The 22,916-nt window shown below is 37.4% G+C and carries 21 protein-coding genes; 16 read left to right on the forward strand and 5 right to left on the reverse strand.

The features are described 5' to 3' along the window. Window positions 1–67: 67 nt before the first annotated feature. The 4 genes from rnjA to def form a co-directional block, all read right to left on the reverse strand. Entirely contained in the window at window positions 68–1,765 is a 1,698-nt protein-coding gene (rnjA, locus tag O3798_RS03545) for a ribonuclease J1 (RefSeq protein WP_371463329.1), read from the reverse strand. 1 nt (window position 1,766) lies between these two features. Beyond that, a complete protein-coding gene (locus O3798_RS03550) occupies window positions 1,767–1,982 on the reverse strand; it encodes a DNA-directed RNA polymerase subunit epsilon (protein ID WP_005605573.1) in 216 nt (71 codons plus the stop codon). A gap of 74 nt (window positions 1,983–2,056) precedes the next feature. After that, window positions 2,057–2,764: an HAD family hydrolase gene (locus tag O3798_RS03555; RefSeq protein ID WP_371463331.1), complete on the reverse strand. Its 708-nt coding sequence runs from the start codon at window positions 2,762–2,764 to the stop codon at window positions 2,057–2,059. Next, window positions 2,754–3,314 carry a peptide deformylase gene (gene def, locus O3798_RS03560; protein ID WP_371463333.1) on the reverse strand — a complete coding sequence of 187 codons (561 nt, stop codon included), beginning with the start codon at window positions 3,312–3,314 and terminating at the stop codon, window positions 2,754–2,756. Before def ends, O3798_RS03555 begins: the two co-directional genes overlap by 11 nt. 164 nt (window positions 3,315–3,478) lie before the next feature. Between def and O3798_RS03565 the strand changes: the two genes are divergently transcribed. The 11 genes from O3798_RS03565 to O3798_RS03615 all read left to right on the forward strand — a co-directional run bounded on the left by O3798_RS03565 (window position 3,479) and on the right by O3798_RS03615 (window position 17,576). Beyond that, window positions 3,479–4,261, forward strand: a complete 783-nt coding sequence (locus tag O3798_RS03565) for an isoprenyl transferase (protein WP_371463335.1) — start codon at window positions 3,479–3,481, stop codon at window positions 4,259–4,261. Continuing rightward, on the forward strand, window positions 4,262–5,062 hold the full coding sequence (locus O3798_RS03570; protein WP_371463337.1) for a phosphatidate cytidylyltransferase: 801 nt from the start codon (window positions 4,262–4,264) through the stop codon (window positions 5,060–5,062). Window positions 5,063–5,076: 14 nt separating this feature from the next. Then, on the forward strand, window positions 5,077–6,342 hold the full coding sequence (gene rseP / locus O3798_RS03575) for an RIP metalloprotease RseP (RefSeq protein WP_371463339.1): 1,266 nt from the start codon (window positions 5,077–5,079) through the stop codon (window positions 6,340–6,342). Between the two features lie 61 nt (window positions 6,343–6,403). Next, the gene (locus O3798_RS03580) at window positions 6,404–10,738 is read left to right on the forward strand and encodes a PolC-type DNA polymerase III (protein ID WP_371463340.1); all 4,335 of its coding nucleotides are present in this window, start codon (window positions 6,404–6,406) and stop codon (window positions 10,736–10,738) included. Between the two features lie 131 nt (window positions 10,739–10,869). Next, window positions 10,870–11,343, forward strand: coding sequence for a ribosome maturation factor RimP (rimP, locus tag O3798_RS03585; protein ID WP_371463342.1), 474 nt, complete (start codon window positions 10,870–10,872; stop codon window positions 11,341–11,343). A gap of 19 nt (window positions 11,344–11,362) precedes the next feature. Then, on the forward strand, window positions 11,363–12,463 hold the full coding sequence (gene nusA, locus O3798_RS03590) for a transcription termination factor NusA (protein WP_048712072.1): 1,101 nt from the start codon (window positions 11,363–11,365) through the stop codon (window positions 12,461–12,463). Window positions 12,464–12,480: 17 nt separating this feature from the next. Next, window positions 12,481–12,786, forward strand: a complete 306-nt coding sequence (gene rnpM / locus O3798_RS03595) for an RNase P modulator RnpM (RefSeq protein WP_048712070.1) — start codon at window positions 12,481–12,483, stop codon at window positions 12,784–12,786. Continuing rightward, window positions 12,770–13,096 carry a ribosomal L7Ae/L30e/S12e/Gadd45 family protein gene (locus O3798_RS03600; protein WP_263089572.1) on the forward strand — a complete coding sequence of 109 codons (327 nt, stop codon included), beginning with the start codon at window positions 12,770–12,772 and terminating at the stop codon, window positions 13,094–13,096. The genes rnpM and O3798_RS03600 overlap by 17 nt, the downstream gene beginning before the upstream one ends. A gap of 12 nt (window positions 13,097–13,108) precedes the next feature. Further along, window positions 13,109–15,577, forward strand: coding sequence for a translation initiation factor IF-2 (gene infB, locus O3798_RS03605; RefSeq protein WP_371463345.1), 2,469 nt, complete (start codon window positions 13,109–13,111; stop codon window positions 15,575–15,577). Window positions 15,578–15,948: 371 nt separating this feature from the next. Further along, window positions 15,949–16,308, forward strand: coding sequence for a 30S ribosome-binding factor RbfA (gene rbfA, locus O3798_RS03610; RefSeq protein WP_263089569.1), 360 nt, complete (start codon window positions 15,949–15,951; stop codon window positions 16,306–16,308). A gap of 113 nt (window positions 16,309–16,421) precedes the next feature. Further along, complete coding sequence (locus tag O3798_RS03615; RefSeq protein WP_371463346.1) at window positions 16,422–17,576, forward strand: DUF819 domain-containing protein; 1,155 nt, start codon at window positions 16,422–16,424, stop codon at window positions 17,574–17,576. 46 nt (window positions 17,577–17,622) lie between these two features. Here O3798_RS03615 and O3798_RS03620 read toward each other — a convergent pair whose 3' ends face one another. Further along, on the reverse strand, window positions 17,623–18,471 hold the full coding sequence (locus O3798_RS03620) for a DegV family protein (protein ID WP_371463348.1): 849 nt from the start codon (window positions 18,469–18,471) through the stop codon (window positions 17,623–17,625). Between the two features lie 141 nt (window positions 18,472–18,612). Here O3798_RS03620 and truB point away from each other — a divergent pair, with 141 nt between their 5' ends. From truB to efp, 5 genes are all read left to right on the forward strand, one after another. Continuing rightward, the gene (truB, locus tag O3798_RS03625) at window positions 18,613–19,515 is read left to right on the forward strand and encodes a tRNA pseudouridine(55) synthase TruB (RefSeq protein WP_371463350.1); all 903 of its coding nucleotides are present in this window, start codon (window positions 18,613–18,615) and stop codon (window positions 19,513–19,515) included. 13 nt (window positions 19,516–19,528) lie between these two features. Continuing rightward, window positions 19,529–20,479 (forward strand): riboflavin biosynthesis protein RibF, encoded by a 951-nt coding sequence (ribF, locus tag O3798_RS03630; RefSeq protein ID WP_371463352.1) that lies wholly within the window; start codon window positions 19,529–19,531, stop codon window positions 20,477–20,479. Between the two features lie 6 nt (window positions 20,480–20,485). Further along, window positions 20,486–20,917: a GNAT family N-acetyltransferase gene (locus O3798_RS03635; protein WP_371463354.1), complete on the forward strand. Its 432-nt coding sequence runs from the start codon at window positions 20,486–20,488 to the stop codon at window positions 20,915–20,917. Between the two features lie 9 nt (window positions 20,918–20,926). Beyond that, complete coding sequence (purB, locus tag O3798_RS03640) at window positions 20,927–22,222, forward strand: adenylosuccinate lyase (RefSeq protein WP_371463356.1); 1,296 nt, start codon at window positions 20,927–20,929, stop codon at window positions 22,220–22,222. Window positions 22,223–22,306: 84 nt separating this feature from the next. Next, the gene (gene efp, locus O3798_RS03645; protein WP_005605540.1) at window positions 22,307–22,870 is read left to right on the forward strand and encodes an elongation factor P; all 564 of its coding nucleotides are present in this window, start codon (window positions 22,307–22,309) and stop codon (window positions 22,868–22,870) included. Window positions 22,871–22,916 lie beyond the last annotated feature (46 nt).

A 22,916-nucleotide genomic window follows, 5' to 3' on the forward strand; every position in this document is an offset into this window, starting at 1 on the left:
CTTTTGGTTCTATAATTATCTGAAAAGAAAAGAGGTGTACCGCATTGCGGTACACCTCTTTGTTATTTTATTCTAAAGTATCTGCTTCAGTAACTCCTAAAATTACTGGAAGAATCATTGGATGACGCTCGGTTTTCTTGAATAGGAATGGTCCTAAGACATCCGTAATTTTGTTACGTAATACGCGTTCGTTTAAGACTTCTTCAGAATCTGCTAAAAGTTCTTCAAGTTCATCACGAAGAATAGCTTGTGCTTCGTTTAGAAGTTGTCCGGATTCTTTCATGTAGATAAATCCACGAGAGAGCATATCTGGACCTGCAACCAACTCACGGTTTTCGTAATCGACAGTAGCCACACAGATGACTAAACCATCTTGAGAGAGTGTCTTACGATCACGAAGAACGATGTTTCCGATATCTCCGATACCATTTCCGTCGACATATACATCACCTGCAAAGAAGTGACCAGCTCTACGTGCAGAGTCAGCAGTAACGGCAAGAACATCACCATTACTCAAGATAAATGAGTTTTCTTTTGGAATTCCCACTTGAGTCGCAAGGTTTGCTTGAATCTTCTGCATACGATATTCACCGTGAACCGGAACGAAGTATTTAGGCTTCATTAAGCGAAGCATTAATTTTTGTTCTTCTTGAGAACCGTGTCCAGATGTGTGAATATTATTGACTTTACCATGAATAACTTCAGCACCAGCTTCTGAAAGAAGGTTGATAACGCGATTAACGCTTGAAGTATTTCCTGGAATTGGTGAACTAGAGAAGATAACTGTGTCACCAGGTTGAATTGAGATTTGGCGGTGAGTCCCATTTGCGATACGACTTAGTGCCGCCATTGGTTCCCCTTGAGAACCTGTACATAAAATAATGACTTTCTCAGAAGGGTATTGGTTAATTTCACGGCCATCGATAAAAGTATCATCTGGAGCCTTGATATATCCTAATTCACGAGCAGTGCGGAAGCTGGCTTCCATACTACGTCCAAATACAGCTAATTTACGACCAGTTGCTACAGCCACATCTGTTACTTGTTTTAGACGAGAAACGTTTGATGCGAATGTCGCAAAAATGATACGTCCATCCACGCGTTGGATAATTTCTTTAATCGATTTTCCAACGACTTGTTCTGATTGAGTAAATCCAGGAACTTCAGAGTTTGTACTGTCTCCTAAAAGAACAAGAACGCCTTCTGAACCAATTTGTGCCATACGGTGAAGGTTTGCAGGTTCTCCAACTGGAGTAAAGTCAAACTTATAGTCACCTGTAAACACGATATTTCCTGGAGGAGTTTTAATCACAATCCCGAATGCATCTGGAATAGAGTGGGTTGTGCGATAGAAACTCACTTGTGTTTTACGGAATTTAATGACGCTGTCTTCATCAATTTCGTGAAGAATCGCATCTCTTAAAAGACCATGTTCTTCTAATTTATTTCGAATTAAAGACATCGCAAGTTTCGTTGCGTAAATTGGGATGTTCGCTTGTTTAATTAAGAAAGGAATCCCACCAATATGGTCTTCGTGTCCATGCGAAATAAATAGACCTTTTACTTTATTAATATTTTGAACGATATAACTGTAATCGGGAATCACATAATCGATTCCTAGTAAATCATCCTCAGGGAATTTAATACCGGCATCCAAAATGATGAGCTCATCTTGGAATTGAATGCCATATGTGTTTTTACCGATTTCACCTAAACCGCCAAAAGCAAATACGCCCGTTTCGTTATTTTTAATATTTGGTTTCATATTACTTGAACACCGTTAATTTAAATTCAGGGTTTTGTTTTTCGTAAGCTAAGTGTTTTTCATCTAGCTCTTGGATAAACTCAACGTTGTATTCAGTGTTTTCATCTACAAGGCGGCGGGCTTCTACCTTGTCACTAGCTTCGATATATAAAGCTTCTGTATTCTCACGACGTGGAGCTTCCGTTTTAGTTGGTTGGTAAGTAATTTTAAAAATCATGTATGTACTCCTTTAAATTTTTTTCATAATGTTTCTATCATATTTTATCATAGAATGCTTATTTTTTCATAATCTTAAAGGCTGAAGAGAGCCTCTTTTTCCAATTTTTCAAGCAAATCTTTTGGACTTGAGATTGGTTTTGGAGTCAAAGTAGAATCTTCTTCTCCAAATTTGAAATAAATCGTATTCCAATTTCTGTGTTTTGCACCTTCAATATCATTTACTAGGTCATCGCCAATCATCCAGAAGTCATTTTTGCTCACATCTAGAAAAAGTCGTTCCACATTCATAAATGCCTCAGCTTGTGGTTTAGGAACACCTGTCGTCTCAGAAATGAAGATTCTTGAAGCGTCGAACCACTTTGCTAATCCAAGAGATGTAATTTTCTTTGACTGATGACTCGTTGGACCATTTGTAAGAAGAACAAGAGTAGAGTAGTTTGATACTTTGTCAAAAAAGTGATACCAGTCTTTATCTAATTCGATATGATCCATCACATATTGATAGGTTTCCTTAAAACGAGTGACAGATTTTCTTGAAGAATCTAAACCAAGTTCAGTAAGAGCAGATTCAATTCTAAAAAAATGACTCTCTTCTAAAGTCATTTTTTCTTTTACGAAAAAATGAAAAGCAATATCACTATTTCGTTGGTATATTTTATAAGTATTATTAGTGATATGAAATGTTGGATAGCATTTCTTTAAGGCGGTCAAGAAGACTTGCTGTTTAGAGTAGAGTGTATCATCTAAATCGAAGACTAAAATGGGTGTCTTATTCGCCAATGACAACCGCTCCTTTAGGGATATACATTGGTTGTGTTTTATTGATGTGATCATAGAACATCACACCGTTTAAATGGTCGATTTCATGTTGAACAACGATGGCTTCGTAGTCTGTTAATGTACGTACGAATTCGTCTCCGTTCACATCTTGATATTTGACAGTTACACGTTCAGAACGAAGAACAATCCCAGGAACGTCACGTTCAACTGAAAGGCAACCTTCACCTTCTTTTAGGCAGGCTTTTTTCACTGATTCACGCATGACGCGAGGATTAATCCATACTTCGTTTAAGATTGGTTCTTCATCTTCAAAACCTGGAACGAGAAGAGCAATCATTTGAATGGATTTACCAAGTTGAGGTGCAGCGAGACCAACACCTGCACGTAATTCATATTTTTCAGCAATTTCTGGGTTTTGACTATTATGTAAGAACTCTAACATTTCTTTAGCAAGTTCTTGTTGTTCTTCTGTTAGTGGGAAAGTTAGCTTTTCAGCACGTTTTCTGAGTGCAGGATGTCCCTCTAACACGATATCTTTCATTGTAATCATGGTTAACTCCTTTACTGGTTCATAAATCTGTTTCTAAGTATACCATTTTTCGCCCTAGAAACCAATCAGGGCCTTTGTTTTTGTAATTTTTTCATAAGGAAAAAGAGAATACTATAAATGACTTTAAACTTCTGTTACAATAGAAAGGAAATACGTGTAAAGGAATGGGTAATATGCTTTTTTGGAAGAAACAATCAAAACCACAAGAAACAACAGAATCTGTTTCAATTGATCGAGAGAATATCCCACAACATATTGCTGTGATTATGGACGGTAATGGTCGCTGGGCAAAGAAGCGCAATCTTCCTAGAATTGCGGGACATAAAGAAGGAATGAGTACGGTAAAACGAATCGCAATTGCTGCTGATGAATTAGGAGTAAAGGCGATGACCTTATATGCATTTAGTACTGAAAACTGGAAACGTCCAACAGAAGAAGTAAGTTTCTTAATGAAACTACCAGGAGATTTCTTTGGAACGTTTATGCCTGAACTTCAAGAAAGAAATATGAAAATCCAACTAATTGGATTTGTTGATGAATTACCTGAATCAACAAAAAAAGTAGTGTTAAAAGCCGTTGAAGATACAAAAGAGAATACTGGAATGGTTCTAACTTTTGCTCTCAATTATGGCTCACGTGCTGAAATCATCGAAGCAACGAAAGCTTTAGCAAACGAGGTTAAATCTGGAAAAATCTCAGTAGAAGATATTAATGACGAGGCTTTTGCTCGCAAATTACAAACGAGTTTCCTAGGAGAGTTACAAGATCCAGATTTAATGATTCGTACAAGCGGAGAAGTGCGATTGAGTAATTTCTTATTGTGGCAATTGGCGTATAGCGAATATTACTTTACAGATATTTTCTGGCCAGATTTTTCAGAAGAAGATTTACATAAAGCGATTCTAACTTATCAAGGAAGACATCGTCGTTATGGAGGTCTTGCATAGATGAAACAACGAGTGATTACTGCACTTATTGCTTTAGGTATATTCTTGCCAATTCTTTTTGTAGGCGACCTTTGGCTTAGAACACTTTTAGCAATGTTGGCGATTGTTGGGATTTATGAATTCTTCCAAATGAAAAAAATGAATATTTTTTCGATAGAAGGTTCTCTCACGTTACTTGCTACATTGTCATTTCTGTTTTCACAAAAACCATTAGTCGCTTTACCAAGAGGAATTGATTATTTCTTCTTTTATTTCTTAGTCGTAATGCTACTGATGACATTAACTGTATATAAGAGTGATCGCTTTTCTTTTGAAGATGCGGCATTTTGCTCGCTCATTTCTTTATACGTTGGTGGTGGATTCTCTGGAATTTTATTTGTGAGAAGCATTAGTTTTGGAATGGCGATTTTTGTCTTCTTAGTTATTTGGGGTACAGATTCGTTCGCATATTTAGCTGGACGCAGATTTGGAAAACATAAATTAGCTCCGGATATTAGCCCGAATAAAACAATTGAAGGTTCTATTGGCGGAGTTATCGGTTCCGTATTATTAGGATTATTGGTAGTTCCATTTTATAATCCAGTAAAATTCTCAGTATTTGAATTTGTGCTCTTAGTGGTTTGTTTATCCATTTTTGGACAATTAGGAGATTTAGTAGAGTCAGCTTACAAGCGACAATTTAATGTAAAAGATTCTGGAAACTTATTCCCTGGGCATGGAGGGGTTTTGGATCGTTTTGATTCAACTTTCTTCGCGATGTTTATGTTCCAGATCGTATTTAAATTTTTTGGGGAAATTTAAAAGAGGTGAAGTCATTGCAAGGAGTCATTGCATTTTTATTTGTATTTAGTATTATCGTGATTATTCATGAATTTGGGCATTACTATTTTGCCAAAAAAGCAGGGATATTAGTCCGTGAATTTGCAATTGGTATGGGACCAAAAATCTTCCAAGTCCGTAAAGGTGAAACAGTGTATACGCTGCGCTTATTACCGATTGGTGGATATGTTCGTATGGCAGGGCACGATGAAGATGAACAAGAAATTAAACCAGGGATGATGATTACCATCGTCTTAGATAGTGAGAATGTTGTTCAAAAATTAAATTTTGACGATAAATTAATTATCGAGAATTCTTTACCTTTCCAAATCGAAGATGCAGACTTACATAAGGATATGACATTAACTGGATACTTCATTAATTCTGAAGAGAAAGTAACATTAACCGTTTCTAAGACTGCAACTATTGTTGAATCTGATGGAACAGAAGTAGTCGTTGCTCCAGTGGAACGTCAATTTAATTCAGCAACTTTATGGAATCGAATTAAAACGAACGCTGCTGGACCGATGAATAACTTTATTTTATCGATTTTAGTATTTATTATTGTTGGATTCTTGCAAGGTGGAGTTCCATCTAATGATGCGATTATCGGACAAGTAACAGATGATTCTGCAGCGCAAGTAGCAGGGCTAAAAGAAGGCGATAAAGTTCTTTCAATTGACGGTGTTGAGATTCATTCATGGGATGAAATGACAAAGGTGGTTCGTTCTAGTGCGGATAAACCTCTCGAGGTTTCAATTGAACGTGACGGGAAAACTCAGGAAGTTCAAGTGACTCCTAAAGCTATCGAAGCATCAGATGGTTCAAAAGTAGGTCAATTTGGTGTGACAAGAATTCTTAAAAAAGATATTCTTTCCATTCTTGCTTATGGGTTTACGCAAACTGTTTCAGTTGTCGTATTAGTGCTTTCAGCATTAGGTTCACTCTTTACGAGAGGGTTTAATTTAAATCAACTAGGCGGACCAGTTGCGATTTACTCGATGACATCGCAAGTTGCTAAAAATGGGTTCATTGACTTACTAGCGTTTATGGGGATGATTAGTGCCAACCTTGGTGTCATGAACTTGTTACCAATTCCGGCGCTAGATGGTGGAAAACTCGTTCTGAATGTCATTGAAGGGATTCGTAAGAAACCACTCGATCCAGAAAAAGAAGGCTATTTAACAATTGCAGGGGCAATTTTCCTATTTGCATTAATGCTTCTTGTAACATGGAACGATATTATGAAATTATTTAATTAGACAAGAGAGTGTCTCTACGATGGTGGAGCACTCTTCTTATGTAATAAAAAAGGAGGAAACCATGAGTCAATCACAAAAGGATTTAATGAAAAAAGTGATCGAGCAATTTAATCTTGCTGACACTAGTATTTTTTCTCCAGAATTTGATGAAGCGAAATTAGTTCGAATCGACATTTCGAAATTGGATAAAACGTGGACGTTCCATATTCATAATCCAGTAATCTTTATGTATGAGAAATTCAAACTATTCACTGATGCGCTGAACGATACTTACCGTCAATTCGGTGGAAAAGCTGTGATTACAACAGATGATGGGGCAGAAGTGACGGAGGAACTCGTTCAGTCTTATTGGGAATATGTGCTAGAAACATTAAAGGATGAATCTGCAGTTTCTCATCAAATTTTAGCGGATCAAACTCCAAAATATGAGAAAAATCAACTAAAACTTCATTGCCCAAATGAATTAACAAAGACGCACTTAACGAATAATTGCGTTCCAAGAATCCAACAAGCTTATATGGAAGCTGGCTTCCCTAAGCTTGGCGTTCAAATTCATGTGGATGATGAGTTGCAGGACCGCATGGCAGAAGAGTTTGTTCAAAAAGAACAACAAATCGAACAGGAGTTTAACGAAGCTCAAAAAGCGGCTCAACTTGCTGCTTCCCAAGCGCCTCAAAAAAAATCAGGTGCTCCAGCTTCTTCTAAACCAGAAGGTGTTATTTACGGTAAACCGATTAAATCCAATAGTGAAGTTCGTGCTATTGCTGATATTTTCGAAGAAGAGCGCAATGTTGTTATCGAAGGGAAGATTTTTGATATCGAACTTCGTCGTGGTAAAGCAAAAGGAAAGTTGTTCGGAAATGTTAAATTGACGGACTATACTTCTTCCATCAGTGCGACTTTATTCCCATCAACTCCTGAAGATGAACAAGCGCTTGAAGGGTTGAAAAAAGGAACATGGGTTAGAGCGTTCGGTACGATTGAAGTGAATAAATTTTCTCAAGAATTGGGAATGATTATTCGTGATATGAACGCTGTGAATCGTGAAGGTAGAAAAGATAAGGCAGAAGGCGAAAAACGCGTTGAGTTGCATATGCATACGAATATGTCAGTGATGGATGCAACGAATGCTCCAAGCGACTTGATTAGTCAAGCGGCTAAATGGGGACATAAGGCGATTGCGATAACAGACCACGCCAACTTACAAGCTTATCCAGAGGCACACGGGGCTGGTAAGAAAAACGGCATTAAGATTTTATACGGATTAGAAGGAAATATCGTAGATGATCATGTGAACGTTGCCTATAATCCACAGCATATTTTATTAGAAGATGCGACTTATGTGGTCTTCGACGTGGAAACAACCGGTCTTTCTGCGATTTATGATAGCATCATCGAATTAGCCGCCGTGAAAATGAAAAATGGTGTTGTAGTTGACAAGTTTGAAGAATTTATCGATCCAGGTCATCCATTATCAGCAACAACCATTCAATTAACAGGGATTACTGATGAGATGGTAAAAGGCTCAAAATCAGCAGAACAAGTCTTAAAAGAGTTCCATGAATTTTCTAAAGACTGTATTCTTGTAGCGCATAATGCAAGTTTTGATATGGGCTTCTTAAACACAGGATACGAAAATGTGGGAATTCCAAAAACAAATCAACCAGTTATCGATACCTTAGAATTGTCTCGTATGTTGCATCCACAACTGAAGTCTCACCGTTTAAATACTTTAGCGAAACGGTATAATGTTGCACTTGAACAACACCACCGTGCCGTGTATGACTCTGAGACAACGGGTTATTTATGTCATATTTTCTTAAAAGAAGCAGCTACAGAGCATAATCTCTTATATCACGATGAATTAAATACCAATATTCATCCAGAGGAAGTCTTTAAAAACGGGCGTCCATTCCATGCGACGATTTTTGCAAAAGATCAAGCTGGACTAAAAGAATTGTTCAAGGTTGTATCTCAATCCAATATCGAGTATTACTACCGCGTCCCTCGTATTTTAAGAAGTATGCTTTCAAGCCGTCGTGATTCGTTCCTATTAGGTTCAGGATGTGCTGAAGGGGAAGTATTCGAAGCGATGATGCAAAAAGGGTACAACGAGGCAAAAGAAAAGGCTAAATTCTATGACTATATTGAAATTATGCCGAAAGCCATCTATCGACCTTTAATCAAGAAAGAATTAATTCGGAACGAGCATCATTTAGAAGAGATTATTCAAAACTTAGTCCGTCTGGGAGAAGAGTTAGGGAAACCAGTTGTAGCGACTGGGAATGTTCACTACTTAAATCCAGAAGACAAGATTTATCGCGAGATTCTTCTGACATCATTAAACAATGGGGTTCCTCAAGAATATCCGGATGCACACTTGAGAACGACTGATGAGATGTTAAAAGAATTCGCGTTTCTTGGTGAAGAAAAAGCTTATGAAGTTGTCGTGACGAACTCGAATTGGGTTAGCGAACAATTGGAAGAAATTACTCCAGTGAAAGATGATTTATTTACTCCTAAAATTGAAGGCGCCGCTGACGAGATAACTAAATTAAGTTACGATAAAGCACATGAATGGTATGGAAACCCTCTACCTAAAATTGTTGAGGATCGTATTAAAAAAGAGCTAAAGAGTATTATTGGAAATGGTTTTTCGGTAATTTATTTAATTGCTCAAAAACTTGTATTAAAGAGTAATCAGGACGGGTATTTGGTTGGATCACGTGGGTCTGTTGGTTCGTCTCTAGTTGCGACATTAACAGGAATTACCGAAGTGAATCCATTAGCCCCACACTATCGTTGTCCTCAATGTCAATTATCAGAATTCTTTGATGATGGATCAGTAGGCTCAGGTTTTGATTTACCTGAAAAAAATTGTCCAAGATGTAATACGAGGATGGTTAAAGACGGACACGACATTCCGTTTGAAACTTTCCTTGGATTCTACGGAGATAAAGTTCCCGATATCGATTTGAACTTTAGTGGGGAATATCAACCACAAGCGCATAACTATACAAAAGTATTGTTCGGGGAAGATTATGTATATCGTGCAGGAACCATCAGTACGGTTGCTGAAAAGACTGCTTTTGGTTATGTAAAAGGATATGAACGTGACTTGGGACTCGAACTTCGTCAAGCAGAAATTGAACGTCTAGCTAGTGGATGTACAGGGGTTAAACGTAGTACAGGTCAGCACCCGGGTGGGATTATTGTAATTCCTGACTATATGGATGTATACGACTTTACGCCAATTCAATACCCGGCAGATGATTTGAGTGCTGAGTGGAGAACAACCCACTTTGACTTCCATTCAATTCACGATAATGTATTAAAACTCGATATTCTTGGACACGATGATCCTACCGTGATTCGTATGTTACAAGATTTATCAGGAATGGATCCGAAATCGATTCCACCTGATGATCCAGAAGTGATGAAAATCTTTGGTGGTACTGAAGTGTTAGGAGTTACTCCTGAACAAATCGACTCCAATACGGGGACACTTGGTATTCCGGAATTTGGTACGAAATTCGTTCGTGGAATGTTAGAACAAACAAAACCTTCAACATTTACTGAGTTGCTCCAAATTTCAGGATTATCGCATGGTACCGACGTATATCTTGGAAATGCTGAAGAATTAATTCGTCTTCACAATATTCCGCTTGCCGATGTTATCGGTTGTCGTGACGATATCATGGTGTATTTAATCCATAAAGGCGTTGAAGAAGGGATTGCCTTCAAAATCATGGAAGGAGTACGTAAAGGGAAAGGAATCCCTGACGACTTCCAAGCGATTATGAGAGAAAACAATGTCCCAGAATGGTATATTCAATCTTGCTTAAAGATTAAATATATGTTCCCGAAAGCCCATGCGGCAGCGTATGTTTTAATGGCGTTACGTGTAGCTTGGTTTAAAGTTCATAAACCATTGTTATACTACTGTGCTTATTTCTCAGTGCGTGCGCAAGATTTCGATATCGTTGCCATGTCACAAGGGAAAGAGATGATTAAGAAACGTATTAAAGAAATTCGCGAAAAAGGAATGGAAGCAAGTACGAAAGAACAAAACTTGCTAACCGTTCTTGAATTAGCCAACGAGATGGTGGAACGTGGTTTCCACTTCAAGATGGTCGACGTGGATAAATCTGAAGCAAGTAATTTTGTCATCGAAGGTGATTCACTGATTGCTCCATTTAGAGCGATTCAAGGATTAGGCTTGAACGTTGCAAACAAAATCGTTGAAGCAAGACAAGAACAACCATTCCTATCGAAGAAAGATTTGGCGACACGTGGTAAAGTATCGAAGACGCTTATTGACTATATGACAGAAAACAAAGTCTTAGACCACTTACCAGATGAAAACCAATTATCATTATTCGATGATTTGTTCTAATATCACAATAGTTGGTATTTTAACAAAGTATATGGTATACTAACAAAGTAGAATAGTAGTTGAGAGGAGAGTGAGCGGAAACGCTCACTCTTTTTATCGACATGGACTCAAGTAGCAAGGAGGTTGAGGCTATGAGTAAAGTAACTGAGACGGTAACAGAGCTTACTAAAGAAGTAATTGAAAAAGAAGGCTTTGAGTTATTCGACTTAGAATTTGTTAAAGAAGGAAAGAATTGGTTTCTACGTTTTTACTTAGATAAACCGGGCGGTATCGATTTAGATGACTGCGCGTTTATGAGTGAAAAATTTAGTGAAATTCTTGATTCACAAGACCCAGATCCAATTCCACAAGCTTACTTCTTAGAAGTTTCTTCACCAGGTGCAGAGCGCCCGTTAAGAAACGAGGAAGAATTAAAAGCAGCGATTGGTTCATATGTACACTTATCGTTTTATCAAAACGTTGAAGGTGAGAAATTCCTTGAAGGAACTCTTCTTTCAGTCGATGAAGAAACGGTAACATTAAACGTACAAATCAAAACTAGAACAAAAGAATTTACAATTGATCGTAAGAATATTGCGAAAGCACGTCTTGCAATCAAATTCTAAGGAGTAAAGGAGTAAACAAATGAGTAAAGAAATGCTACGAGCATTAACTGTTCTCGAAGAAGAAAAAGGAATCTCTAAAGATGTCGTGATTACAGCTTTAGAAGCAGCGTTAGTGTCTGCATATAAGAAAAACTACGGACAAGCTCAAAACGTTGAAGTGGAGTTTGACCAAAAGAAAGGCAACATGCATGTATATGCAGTTAAAGAAGTTGTTGAATATGTATTCGATTCAACTCTCGAAGTTAGCCTAGAAGAGGCGCATGCGAAAAACAAAGCATATGAAGTTGGCGATAAAATTCGTTTTGAAGTAACACCTAAAGACTTCGGACGTATTGCTGCTCAAACAGCTAAACAAGTGATTATGCAACGTCTTCGCGATGCTGAACGTACAAACATCTACAATGAATTCATCCAATACGAAAATGAAATCATGACAGGTGTTGTTGATCGTCAAGATTTCCGTTACGTGTACGTAAACCTTGGTCGTATCGTTGCTGGTATGGCCAAACAAGACCAAATTCCTACAGAAGAGTACTTACCTGATCAACGTATCAAAGTTTTAGTTTCTAAAGTTGATAACACTACTAAAGGACCTCAAATTTTCGTAAGCCGTACTCATCCAGATTTATTAAAACGTTTATTTGAACAAGAAGTTCCTGAAATTTACGACGGCGTTGTAGAGATCGTTTCTATCGCTCGTGAAGCAGGAGACCGTGCTAAAGTAGCTGTTCGTTCAAACGATGCTAATTTAGACCCAGTTGGAACATGCGTAGGACCTCGCGGACAACGTGTTCATAACATTGTTGAAGAATTAAACGGTGAAAACATGGATATCGTGGAATGGAACGAAGATCCAGCAATTTACATCAAAAACGCATTAAACCCAGCTCAAGTACTTAAAGTTGAATTTAATGATGATAGCAATGGTTGTATCGTTGTTGTACCAGATCACCAATTATCTCTTGCAATTGGTAAACGTGGTCAAAACGCACGTCTAGCTGCGAAATTAACAGGATACCGTATTGATATTAAATCTGAAACTGCTTATGAAGAGTATTTAGAAAATTTAGCAAATCCAGTTGTTGAAGAAACAGAAGAAACTTCTTCTGAAGAAGAATAAAATACAGGAGGTGCACGATGAAAAAGAAAAAGATTCCGATGCGCCGTTGTATCGCTTCTGGTGAAATGATGCCGAAGAAAGAGTTGGTTCGTATTGTTCGTAATGCTGAAGGCGTTGCACAAATTGACCCAACTGGTAAAGTAAACGGCCGTGGCGCTTATATTACTCTTGAACCTACATTAGTTGAGAAAGCTTGGAAAAACCGTCTATTTGAAAAACAATTAGAAATTGAAATTCCAGATGCATTTTACGAAGAACTTCTCGCTTATGTAGAACATCAAAAAGCAAGAAAAGAGTTGTTTAGTGATGGAAGAGCTCGTTAAACAAAGAGCTTTGAATTTACTTGGAATGGCAACAGCTGCTCGTAAACTGATTAGTGGTGAGGAGCAAGTTATCCAAAGTATTCAAAGACAAAAAGGAAATTTAGTGATTTGTACCAAAGATTGTAGTGCAAACACGGTTAAAAAAATCAAAAACAAATGTGAATATTATGAAATTCCTTTTGTTCAGCAATTTGAAACGGATGAATTGTCTTTAGCAATTGGCAAAAGACGTTCCATCGTTTTAGTTGATGATCGAGGGTTTACAAAGAGTCTACTGAAGATGAAGGGATTTAACGATATGAACGAATAGGAAGGTGAGACTATGTCGAAAACTCGCGTATACGAATTAGCGAAAGAATTAAACGTGGCTAGTAAAGAAATTATTGAAAAAGCAAAAGAAGTAGGTATTTCATACAATAGCCATATGTCTACTATGGAAGAAGCTGAAATCTCAAAAATTAAAGGAGCTTGGAATTCTAAGCCAGCTGCTAAATCAGCACCAAAAGCTGAGAAGAAAGAGGCAAAACCTGCTCCAAAACAAGAAGTGAAAAAAGCTGAACCTAAAAAAGAAGTAGAAAAAGGTCACGCTCCTAAGAAAGAATTTACAAAGAGAGAAGACCACAGCCCAAAACAAGGACAACACAAACAAAATCAAGAACGTAACCATTCTCAAAATCAAAGACGTCATGAGCAAAACGATAAGAGAAATCAAGAACGTCCAAACCAAAAACCACAAAACGCGAATGGAAACCGTCCTTCATTTAAGAAAGAACCAGCACGTAATGAAGCTCGTTCAAACCAACAAGGACAAGTAGAACGTCCACGTAACAATCAAAAACCAAACAACAATAACGATCGTTTCGAATCACCAAGAAACAATCGCAATAACGACAGAAAAAACCAACAACGTTTTAACGATTTTAACAATGATGGTTTTAGCAAGAAAAACCGTAACCAAAAAGGTAAAAAAGGAAACCGTCGTGATGAACAAAAAGCTAAACCAGCTGTTCCAGCACGTAAATTCCACGAATTACCAGAAGTTTTAGTGTATACAGATGGCATGACAGTTGCTGAATTAGCGAAGAAAATCAAACGCGAACCAGCAGAAATCATCAAAAAATTATTCCTATTAGGAGTAATGGCGACTTTAAACCAAGGTCTATCTAAAGACGCAATTGAATTATTAGCAGCAGACTATGGTATGGATGCTGAAGAAAAAATCGAAAAAGATATTTCTGATTTAGATGTGTACTTTGAAGAAGCAGCTGCAGAAGGTGCTGAAAGCACTGTACGTCCTCCAGTTGTAACAATCATGGGACACGTTGACCATGGTAAAACAACATTGCTTGACCAATTACGTAACTCTTCAGTTGTAGCGGGTGAAGCAGGTGGTATCACTCAACATATCGGTGCGTACCAAATCAAAATTGATGGCAAACCAATTACATTCTTAGATACTCCAGGACACGCGGCCTTCACAACAATGCGTGCGCGTGGAGCGGATATCACTGATATTACAGTTATCGTAGTAGCAGCCGATGACGGTGTAATGCCACAAACAATCGAAGCGATTAACCATGCGAAAGCAGCAGATGTTCCAATTATTGTTGCTGTGAACAAAATCGATAAACCAGCAGCGAACCCTGGACGTGTAATGCAAGAACTTTCTGATTTAGGACTTGTTCCTGAAGCATGGGGTGGAGACACAATTTTCGTTGAGATTTCAGCGAAATTCAACCAAAACATTGAAGAGTTATTAGAAATGATTCTTTTAGTAGCTGAAGTTCAAGAGTTGAAAGCAAATCCTAACCGTTTAGCTTTAGGTACTGTAATCGAAGCTCGTTTAGATAAAACAAAAGGACCTATCGCAACATTATTAGTTCAAGAAGGAACTCTTAAAGTTGGGGACCCAATCGTTGTTGGTAATACATTTGGACGTGTCCGTGTAATGGTGAATGACCAAGGACGTCGTGTGAAAACTGCTTTACCAGCGACTCCAGTTGAGATTACTGGTCTTAACGCTTCACCTCAAGCCGGTGACCGCTTCGTAGTATTCGAAGACGAAAAGACTGCGCGTTCAGCTGGTGAAGAACGTGCGAAACGTGCCTTAATCGAACAACGTAACGCTTCAAGCCGTATTACATTAGATAACTTATTCTCTACATTAAAAGAAGGAGAATTGAAAGAAGTTAATGTCATCATCAAGGCTGACGTACAAGGTTCTGTAGAAGCATTAGCATCAAGCTTACAAAAGATTGAAGTAGAAGGCGTGCGCGTGAAGATTATCCATACAGCTGTAGGGGCAATCAATGAGAGTGATATTACTCTTGCTACTGCAAGTAACGCGATTATCATTGGATTTAACGTAAGACCTACGCCGCAAGCGAAGATTCAAGCTGAATCTGATCAAGTAGATATTCGTTTACACCGTATCATTTATAACGTAATCGATGAAATTGAAACAGCGATGAAAGGTATGTTAGATCCAGAATTCGAAGAGAAAATCACTGGTCAAGCTATCGTCCGTGAAACATACACTGTATCTAAACTTGGAACAATTGCTGGTTCATACGTATTAGAAGGTGTTGTTAAACGCTCAAGCTCAGTTCGTTTAATCCGTGATAACATTGTTATTTACGAAGGTGAATTAGCAAGCTTGAAACGATTCAAAGACGACGCTAAAGAAGTTAAACTTGGATTCGAATGCGGTATCATGATTGAAGGCTACAACGATATTAAAGTAGACGATATCATCGAAGCATACGAAATGGTCGAGATTAAAAGAAAATAGTGTGAGACCGACTGTTTAGCTTTGGAACACTGGAGTTAAGGAGAGGAAAATCGCAAAGATTTTACGAAGCTTAACGAAGTGGACGCCAAAGCTAGGAGGTCAAGCCGTTATATAAATAGTGCGAGAAAATTCGGGTTGAATCGAACCGTTGGACCGGAACACCGTAAGCGACTAGAATAGTCGTGCGGATGTTTCGGGAAACGCACGTCGATTCAGAATTTTCAAGCCGTTATCCAAATAGTGTGAGACCGACTGTTTAGCTTTTGCGAGAAAATTCGCTTTGAATCGACCAAATTTAAGAAGAAATTTATGATTTAACTAGAACAAAGAGGGACTGATTGCAGTGCCTCTTTCGTTGGAAAGGAGACAAAATGGCAAACTTTAGAGTTGGACGTGTGTCACAAGAAATTTTACGAGAAGTAAATGATATCCTATCTAAAAAAGTGCGTGACCCACGTGTACAAGAAATTACAATTACTGAAGTAGAAGTAACTGGTGATTTGCAAATTGCAACTATCTACTATACAACACTTCAAAAATTAGCTAGTGAACGTCAAGCGACTGAACGTGGTTTAGAAAAATCAAAAGGCTTAATCCGTCGTGAATTAGGCAAACGTCTTTCATTGTACAAGACTCCAGAATTGATTTTTAAACGTGATGAATCAGTGGATTACGGTAATCATATCGATGAGCTTTTAAAATCAATTCAAGAAGAAGACGAACAAAGATAATAATTTTAAGGGCAAAAGGACATCAAACAGAAACAACTCTTTTGCCTTTTTAGTAAAAAATTATCATATATGATAATTTTCGTGTGTATTTAAAAAGCCAGAAGAGGTGTTTTATGATTGATGCAAATAATACATGGGTATTGTGGTCTATTATCGTTGGGATTGCGACTATCAGTATCTTTTTAGAAAATCGATATAAATGGGCTGCAAAGATTAGTGGAGCGATTATAGGTCTGTTAATGGCAGCGACATTAAGTAATTTAGGAGTAATTCCTACAGAATCGCCTGTATATGATCAAGTTTGGGGAGTTGTTGTTCCTTTAGCCATCCCAATGCTTTTATTCCAATGCGATTTAAAACAAATTTGGAAAGAGAGTGGACGATTATTAGCTATCTTCCTAATCAGTTCTGTAGGGACTGTTCTTGGGGCAGTACTAGGGTATTTAGCCTTATCTAAAGCTATTCCAGTACTAAACCATATCGCTGGAATGATGGTTGGAAGTTATATCGGTGGAGGAGTAAACTTTGTTGCTGTTTCATCCGCTTTTGAGATTCCAAAAGAATTGATTTCTGCTGCAACAGTTGCGGATAACTTATTAATGGTATTCTATTTCTTAATCTTACTGATGATTCCTTCAATTGGATTCTTCAAAAAGCATTTTAAATTTGCTTATACAGAAGGTGTCAAAGAGGAAGAAGAAAAAGCTTATGGCAAAGATACAATTATCACTGTTCAAGATGTAGCGTTTGTTTTTGCGATTTCTGTTATTATCGTAACAATTAGCTTTACTTTATCTGAATTTATTTCCGGTCTAGGGGATAACAGCTTTATTCAACTAGTTTCGAATAAATATTTAATTCTAACTACTTTAACAGTAGCTTGCTCAACGATTTTTGCAAAATACTTCAAGAAGATTAGTGGAGCAAATGAAATTGGAACTTTCTTGATATACTTATTCTTCGTGGTTATCGGAATTCCAGCTTCAATCGGAGCAATCATTGAAAAGTCTCCATTGTTATTAGTGTTCTGTGCTATCATGGTTTTTGTGAACATGGCAGTGACATTTGCTGGTGCAAAAATTTTCGGATTCACAGTGGAAGAAGCCATTCTTGCTTCAAACGCAAATATCGGTGGACCAACAACAGCTGCAGCGATGGCTATCTCTAAAGGATGGCATCGTTTCGTAGCTCCTACAATGCTTGTAGGGACGCTTGGATACATTATTGGTACTTATGTTGGTATCTTTATTGGACAAATATTAAACTAACAAAAAAGCAACTAATTCTCGCTTTGAGAGTTAGTTGCTTATTTTTTTATTTATTTTCTAAGTAAGTAATGGCCATTGCATCTACGCCTGTATGGCTCATGATGATTGGTGAAGTTGTTACAATTGTTAGTGGTACATCAGGGAATAACTCACGTACACGAGCGATATTTCCTTCGTTAAAGTCACTTAAGCCTGCATGCATAATTCCGATTTCTTGAATCCCCTTTGGAGCTGATTTCATCTGTTCAAAGATTTCATCATATTTCTTTTGAAGCGATTTTAAGCCTCGTCCTTTTTGGATGATTTCAATTTTCCCGTTAATGACTTGAAGGAATAATTTGATATTCAGTAAGTTAGAGAACATTCCCATTAGTTGGCTAATACGGCCACCTTTAATTAAATTGTCTAAGTTAACAACTGTTAAATAAAGAGTAGTGCGTTTCTTAGCATCTTCAATAATCTCAAAAATTTCTTCAACTGTTTTTCCATCCTGAGCTGCTTTAGCGGCCTCTTTAACAATCATCCCCATGGATCTGGAAGTGAAGTCCGAATCAACAACAGTGACATTTGTTTCTGTGATGTCAGCTGCTTGGCGAGCAGCGTCGACAGTACCGCTTATTGAACGCATCATCTGAATTGAAATCACAGAATCTCCGTTTTTGCCAAGTTCATCATATACTTCTACAAAACGTCCAATAGAAGGTTGAGCTGTTTTTGGAAGCTCAGCACTTGCAATCATTTTTTCTTTAAATTCTTCTTTAGTAATTGTTACGCCATCGATATAATTTTCATCATCGATTGAGATGTTCATTGGAACGATAGAGATTTCAAATTGTTTTACTTCTTCTTCAGTTAAATCTGCTGTTGAGTCCGTTACAATATATACTTTAGACATTAAAGTCACTCCTATCAAATAAGTTTACTTATTTATAATACCATATTTTTCGCATAAAAAGCTATATTCATAATCTATGTGGAAAAGGGTGAATTATGATACAATAGGTTAGCAAATGTAAAGTCTGAGGTGATGAATGGGATGGACGGAATCCTTCCGTTATGGAAAGAAAAAGGCATGACGTCATTTGACTGTGTCTATAAGGTCAGAAAATTATTAAAAACAAAAAAAGTCGGCCATTCTGGAACGCTCGATCCTGAAGTAGATGGAGTGTTACCAATTTGTATTGGAAAAGCGACTAAGGTTGTTGAGAATCTTCACGAAGCCAATAAAGTTTATCAAGGTGAAATTACATTAGGATTTTCAACCGAGACCGAAGATGCACATGGGGAAATTGTTGCTTCATCTCCAATTGAATATCCTTTCTCTATTCCAGAAATAGATGAAAAAATGCAAAGTTTCATTGGAGAAATTACTCAGATTCCACCGATGTATTCTGCGGTTAAAGTGAACGGGAAGCGTCTTTACGAATATGCAAGAGCTGGAGAAGAGGTAGAACGTCCCATCAGAAAAGCAATGATTTATGATTTCAGACGAATTTCAGAACCTGTTTATAATGAGGAATCGAAGACGCAATCATGGAAGTTTGAAGTGAGTTGTAGTAAAGGGACTTACGTTCGAACCCTTTCTGTTGATTTAGGAAGAGCGCTGGGGGTTGAAGCGCATATGTCTCAATTAACCCGAGTGAAAAGCGGACCTTTTCAAACGGATGATTGCATAACGTTAGAAGACCTAAATAGACTTGCTCAAAAAGATAAAGCGCAAGAAGTCCTAAAACCAGTTGATTTAGTTTTTAAAGACTATCCACGAATGGATTTGACCCAAGATGAATTCATTCGTTTTAAAAATGGTGCGCTATTATTACAATCTGAATTTCCTCAAATTGAATCGCCGACAGCTTGTTATTATGAAGGGCAACTCGTTTCAATTTATGCTCCTCATCCGATAAAAAAAGGCTTATTAAAACCAATAAAAATGTTATAGAAAGGAGAGAAGAATGCAAACAATAGAGTTAACACACCCTTATAAAAAAGAGTGGGTACTTCAAGAACCGATTGTCCTTGCTTTAGGTTTCTTTGATGGAATCCACTTAGGGCATAGAGAAGTGATTACTACTGCCAAAAGAGTCGGACAGGAACGCGGCTTTAAAGTTGCAGTGATGTCTTTTAATCAGCATCCATCTGTTATTTTTCAAAACGTGGATCCTGAGAGCATTCAATATGTCTCCCCACTAGGACGTAAGAAGGAATTATTAGAAGAACTAGGTGTTGATATTTTCTATTTAGTTGATTTTACTAAGGAATTTGGAGCTCTCACTCCGCAAGAATTTGTCGAACAATATATTGTTGGATTAAATGCAAAAGTCATTGTAGCTGGTTTTGATTACACTTATGGCAAGAGAGACATTGCGAACATGGAATTATTACCAAAGTATGCTTCGAATCGTTTTGAGATTATTACCATCTCTGAACAAAAGAACGATAGTGGGAAGATTAGTTCGACAGCTGTGAGAGATTTATTGCAAGAAGGGCGTATTGAAGAAGCAAATAAATTGTTAGGATATGACTACATGATGGATGGAGTCGTTGTTCATGGCTTTGGACGAGGCAGTAAAATGCTTGGGTTCCCAACTGCGAATATTGAAGTGTCAAATGATACATTCCTATTAAAAAATGGTGTTTATGTCGTTGAAATGCTAGTAGAAGGTCAATGGCTTCCAGGAATGGCATCGATTGGCATTAATCCAACTTTTGATGATGTCCATAAAGTAACGATCGAAGTAAACATACTCGATTTTGACAAAGATATTTATCACTTACCAGTTCGTGTGAAATGGTTGAAGTATTTAAGACCAGAATTGAAATTTGACGGTATTGAGGCTTTGATTGACCAATTGAAACAAGATGAGGAAAATACAAGAAATTATTTCAAAGCGAAGAGAGGTTGATTCTCTATGTGGTATTTAAAGAATTACCATGAATTAACAAAAGAAGAGATTGTAGCCATTTATAAAGCTAGAATTGAAACCTTTATTGTGGGTCAAAAGTTGAATTATCAAGAAATCGATGATACCGATACAATTTCCTGGCATCTATTTGAGATGAATGATGCTAATGAAGTGATTTCTTATTTACGCATTATTCCTGAAAAAGAGAAGATCCTTCTTGGTCGAGTATTAATAGATAATAGATACCGAGGCAAAGGAAAAGGTCGTGCATTGTTAGAACGCGCTAAAGAAGTATGCAAAGAGTGGTTTGTGGATACTGTCATTGAAGTCCATGCACAAGCACATTTAGTAAAATTATATGAATCACTTGGATTTGAAGTAGTTTCAGATCCGTATGATATAGTTGGAATCACGCATGTTACTATGGAGTTGTATTAGGAGGAAATCATGATTACACGTTACACACGTCCAGAAATGGCAAAAATTTGGTCTGATGAAAATCGTTATAACTGTTGGCTAGAAGTTGAAATTTTAGCGGATGAAGCTTGGGCTGAATTAGGAGAAATCCCAAAAGAAGATGTAGAAAAGATTCGTAAAAACGCAAAATTTACGGTAGAACGTATTTTGGAAATTGAAGAAGAAACAAGACATGATGTTGTTGCATTTACAAGATGTGTCTCTGAAAGTCTTGGTGAAGAAAAGAAATGGGTTCACTACGGATTAACGAGTACAGATGTGGTGGATACAGCTTATGGTTATCAGTTGAAACAAGCCAACGATATTTTACGTAAAGACTTAGCAGACTTCCTAGAAATCATTAAAGAAAAAGCCTTAGCTTATAAAGATACGGTTTGTATGGGTAGAACGCATGGAGTTCATGCTGAACCAACCACGTTTGGTTTAAAATTAGCGTTATGGTATTCAGAAATGAAACGGAATATTGAACGCTTCGAACGTGCAGCCCAAGGGGTTGAAGCTGGTAAAATTAGTGGAGCAGTTGGAACATTTGCCAATATTTCTCCTGAAGTGGAAGCATATGTATGTCGTAAATTAGGGATTCGTCCTCAAGAAATCTCTACACAGATTTTATCTCGTGACTTACATGCGGATTACCTTTCTACAATCGCTTTAATTGCGACAAGTATCGAAAAATTCGCGACAGAAATCCGTGGGCTACAAAAATCTGAAACACGTGAAGTAGAAGAGTTCTTTGCAAAAGGGCAAAAAGGATCTTCAGCAATGCCACATAAACGAAATCCAATTGGTTCTGAAAATATGGCTGGACTGGCTCGTGTGATCAGAGGACATATGGTGACTGCGTATGAGAACGTGAACTTATGGCATGAACGCGATATTTCGCATTCTTCAGCAGAACGTATTATTATTCCAGATAGCACGATTTTATTGAACTATATGCTTCGTCGTTTCGGTAATATCGTTAAGAACTTGACGGTATTCCCAGAAAATATGTTACGCAATATGGATGCGACTTTTGGCTTAATTTACAGTCAAAGAGTATTATTGAAGCTGATCGACAAAGGAATGAGTCGTGAAAAAGCTTATGATTTAGTACAACCATGTACAGCTAAAGCTTGGGATGAAAAATTACCATTCCGTTCTGTTTTAGAAGAGCAACCTGAAATTACGGCTACTCTAAGTAAAGAAGATCTAGATGATGCGTTCGATTATCACTACCATATCAAGAATGTAGATTTAATCTTTAAACGTGTTGGAATCTTGTAGATTAAAAAATTACTGAAAAGAGTGCATTTTTTAAGAAAATGTGGTATAAATAGAAAGTAAAATTTTAACTAAAGGAGTCAGAAAATGATTAACGTAAGTGATTTAAAAGCTGGAATGACATTCATTCTTGATGGAAAATTAATTAAAGTGTTGGAAATCAGCCACCACAAACCAGGTAAAGGGAACACTGTAATGCGTATGAAAATCCGTGACGTTCGTAACGGTTCAACAGTAGACACAACAATGCGTCCTGATGAAAAAGTAGAACGTGCACATATCGATACTAAAGATGTTCAATACTTATACAGCCAAGATGGCGTTGGAGTATTCATGGACTTAGAAACATACGAACAATACGAAATTCCTGAAGAAACAATCGAACAAGAATTAAAATATATCTTAGAAAACATGGAAGTTAAAATCCAATTCTACGGTTCTGAAGTAATCGGGGTTTCATTACCATCAACAGTTGTACTACAAGTTACTGAAACTCAACCATCAATCAAAGGTGCTACAGTTACAGGTTCTGGTAAACCAGCTACAATGGAAACAGGTTTAGTAGTTAACGTTCCAGACTTCATCGAAGCAGGAGAGTACTTAGAAGTTAACACTGCAGAAGGTACATACGTACGTCGTGCAACTAAATAATGATGAATCGAAATAAGGGTGAGCCAAGTGTTCATCCTTATTTTTT

Source organism: Granulicatella sp. 20925_1_45, assembly GCF_041433555.1.
Classification (GTDB): domain Bacteria; phylum Bacillota; class Bacilli; order Lactobacillales; family Aerococcaceae; genus Granulicatella.

What these genes read in the sequence shown, in the direction of transcription:
- rnjA (WP_371463329.1), bottom strand. Translation starts at nt 1,765, where the DNA reads ATGAAACCAAATATTAAAAATAACGAAACGGGCGTATTTGCTTTTGGC.
- O3798_RS03565 (WP_371463335.1), top strand. Translation starts at nt 3,479, where the DNA reads ATGGGTAATATGCTTTTTTGGAAGAAACAATCAAAACCACAAGAAACA.
- purB (WP_371463356.1), top strand. Translation starts at nt 20,927, where the DNA reads ATGATTACACGTTACACACGTCCAGAAATGGCAAAAATTTGGTCTGAT.
- O3798_RS03580 (WP_371463340.1), top strand. Translation starts at nt 6,404, where the DNA reads ATGAGTCAATCACAAAAGGATTTAATGAAAAAAGTGATCGAGCAATTT.
- O3798_RS03615 (WP_371463346.1), top strand. Translation starts at nt 16,422, where the DNA reads ATGATTGATGCAAATAATACATGGGTATTGTGGTCTATTATCGTTGGG.
- rnpM (WP_048712070.1), top strand. Translation starts at nt 12,481, where the DNA reads ATGAAAAAGAAAAAGATTCCGATGCGCCGTTGTATCGCTTCTGGTGAA.
- rimP (WP_371463342.1), top strand. Translation starts at nt 10,870, where the DNA reads ATGAGTAAAGTAACTGAGACGGTAACAGAGCTTACTAAAGAAGTAATT.
- O3798_RS03600 (WP_263089572.1), top strand. Translation starts at nt 12,770, where the DNA reads ATGGAAGAGCTCGTTAAACAAAGAGCTTTGAATTTACTTGGAATGGCA.
- rbfA (WP_263089569.1), top strand. Translation starts at nt 15,949, where the DNA reads ATGGCAAACTTTAGAGTTGGACGTGTGTCACAAGAAATTTTACGAGAA.
- O3798_RS03550 (WP_005605573.1), bottom strand. Translation starts at nt 1,982, where the DNA reads ATGATTTTTAAAATTACTTACCAACCAACTAAAACGGAAGCTCCACGT.
- ribF (WP_371463352.1), top strand. Translation starts at nt 19,529, where the DNA reads ATGCAAACAATAGAGTTAACACACCCTTATAAAAAAGAGTGGGTACTT.
- truB (WP_371463350.1), top strand. Translation starts at nt 18,613, where the DNA reads ATGGACGGAATCCTTCCGTTATGGAAAGAAAAAGGCATGACGTCATTT.
- efp (WP_005605540.1), top strand. Translation starts at nt 22,307, where the DNA reads ATGATTAACGTAAGTGATTTAAAAGCTGGAATGACATTCATTCTTGAT.
- O3798_RS03570 (WP_371463337.1), top strand. Translation starts at nt 4,262, where the DNA reads ATGAAACAACGAGTGATTACTGCACTTATTGCTTTAGGTATATTCTTG.
- infB (WP_371463345.1), top strand. Translation starts at nt 13,109, where the DNA reads ATGTCGAAAACTCGCGTATACGAATTAGCGAAAGAATTAAACGTGGCT.
- nusA (WP_048712072.1), top strand. Translation starts at nt 11,363, where the DNA reads ATGAGTAAAGAAATGCTACGAGCATTAACTGTTCTCGAAGAAGAAAAA.
- O3798_RS03635 (WP_371463354.1), top strand. Translation starts at nt 20,486, where the DNA reads ATGTGGTATTTAAAGAATTACCATGAATTAACAAAAGAAGAGATTGTA.
- def (WP_371463333.1), bottom strand. Translation starts at nt 3,314, where the DNA reads ATGATTACAATGAAAGATATCGTGTTAGAGGGACATCCTGCACTCAGA.
- O3798_RS03620 (WP_371463348.1), bottom strand. Translation starts at nt 18,471, where the DNA reads ATGTCTAAAGTATATATTGTAACGGACTCAACAGCAGATTTAACTGAA.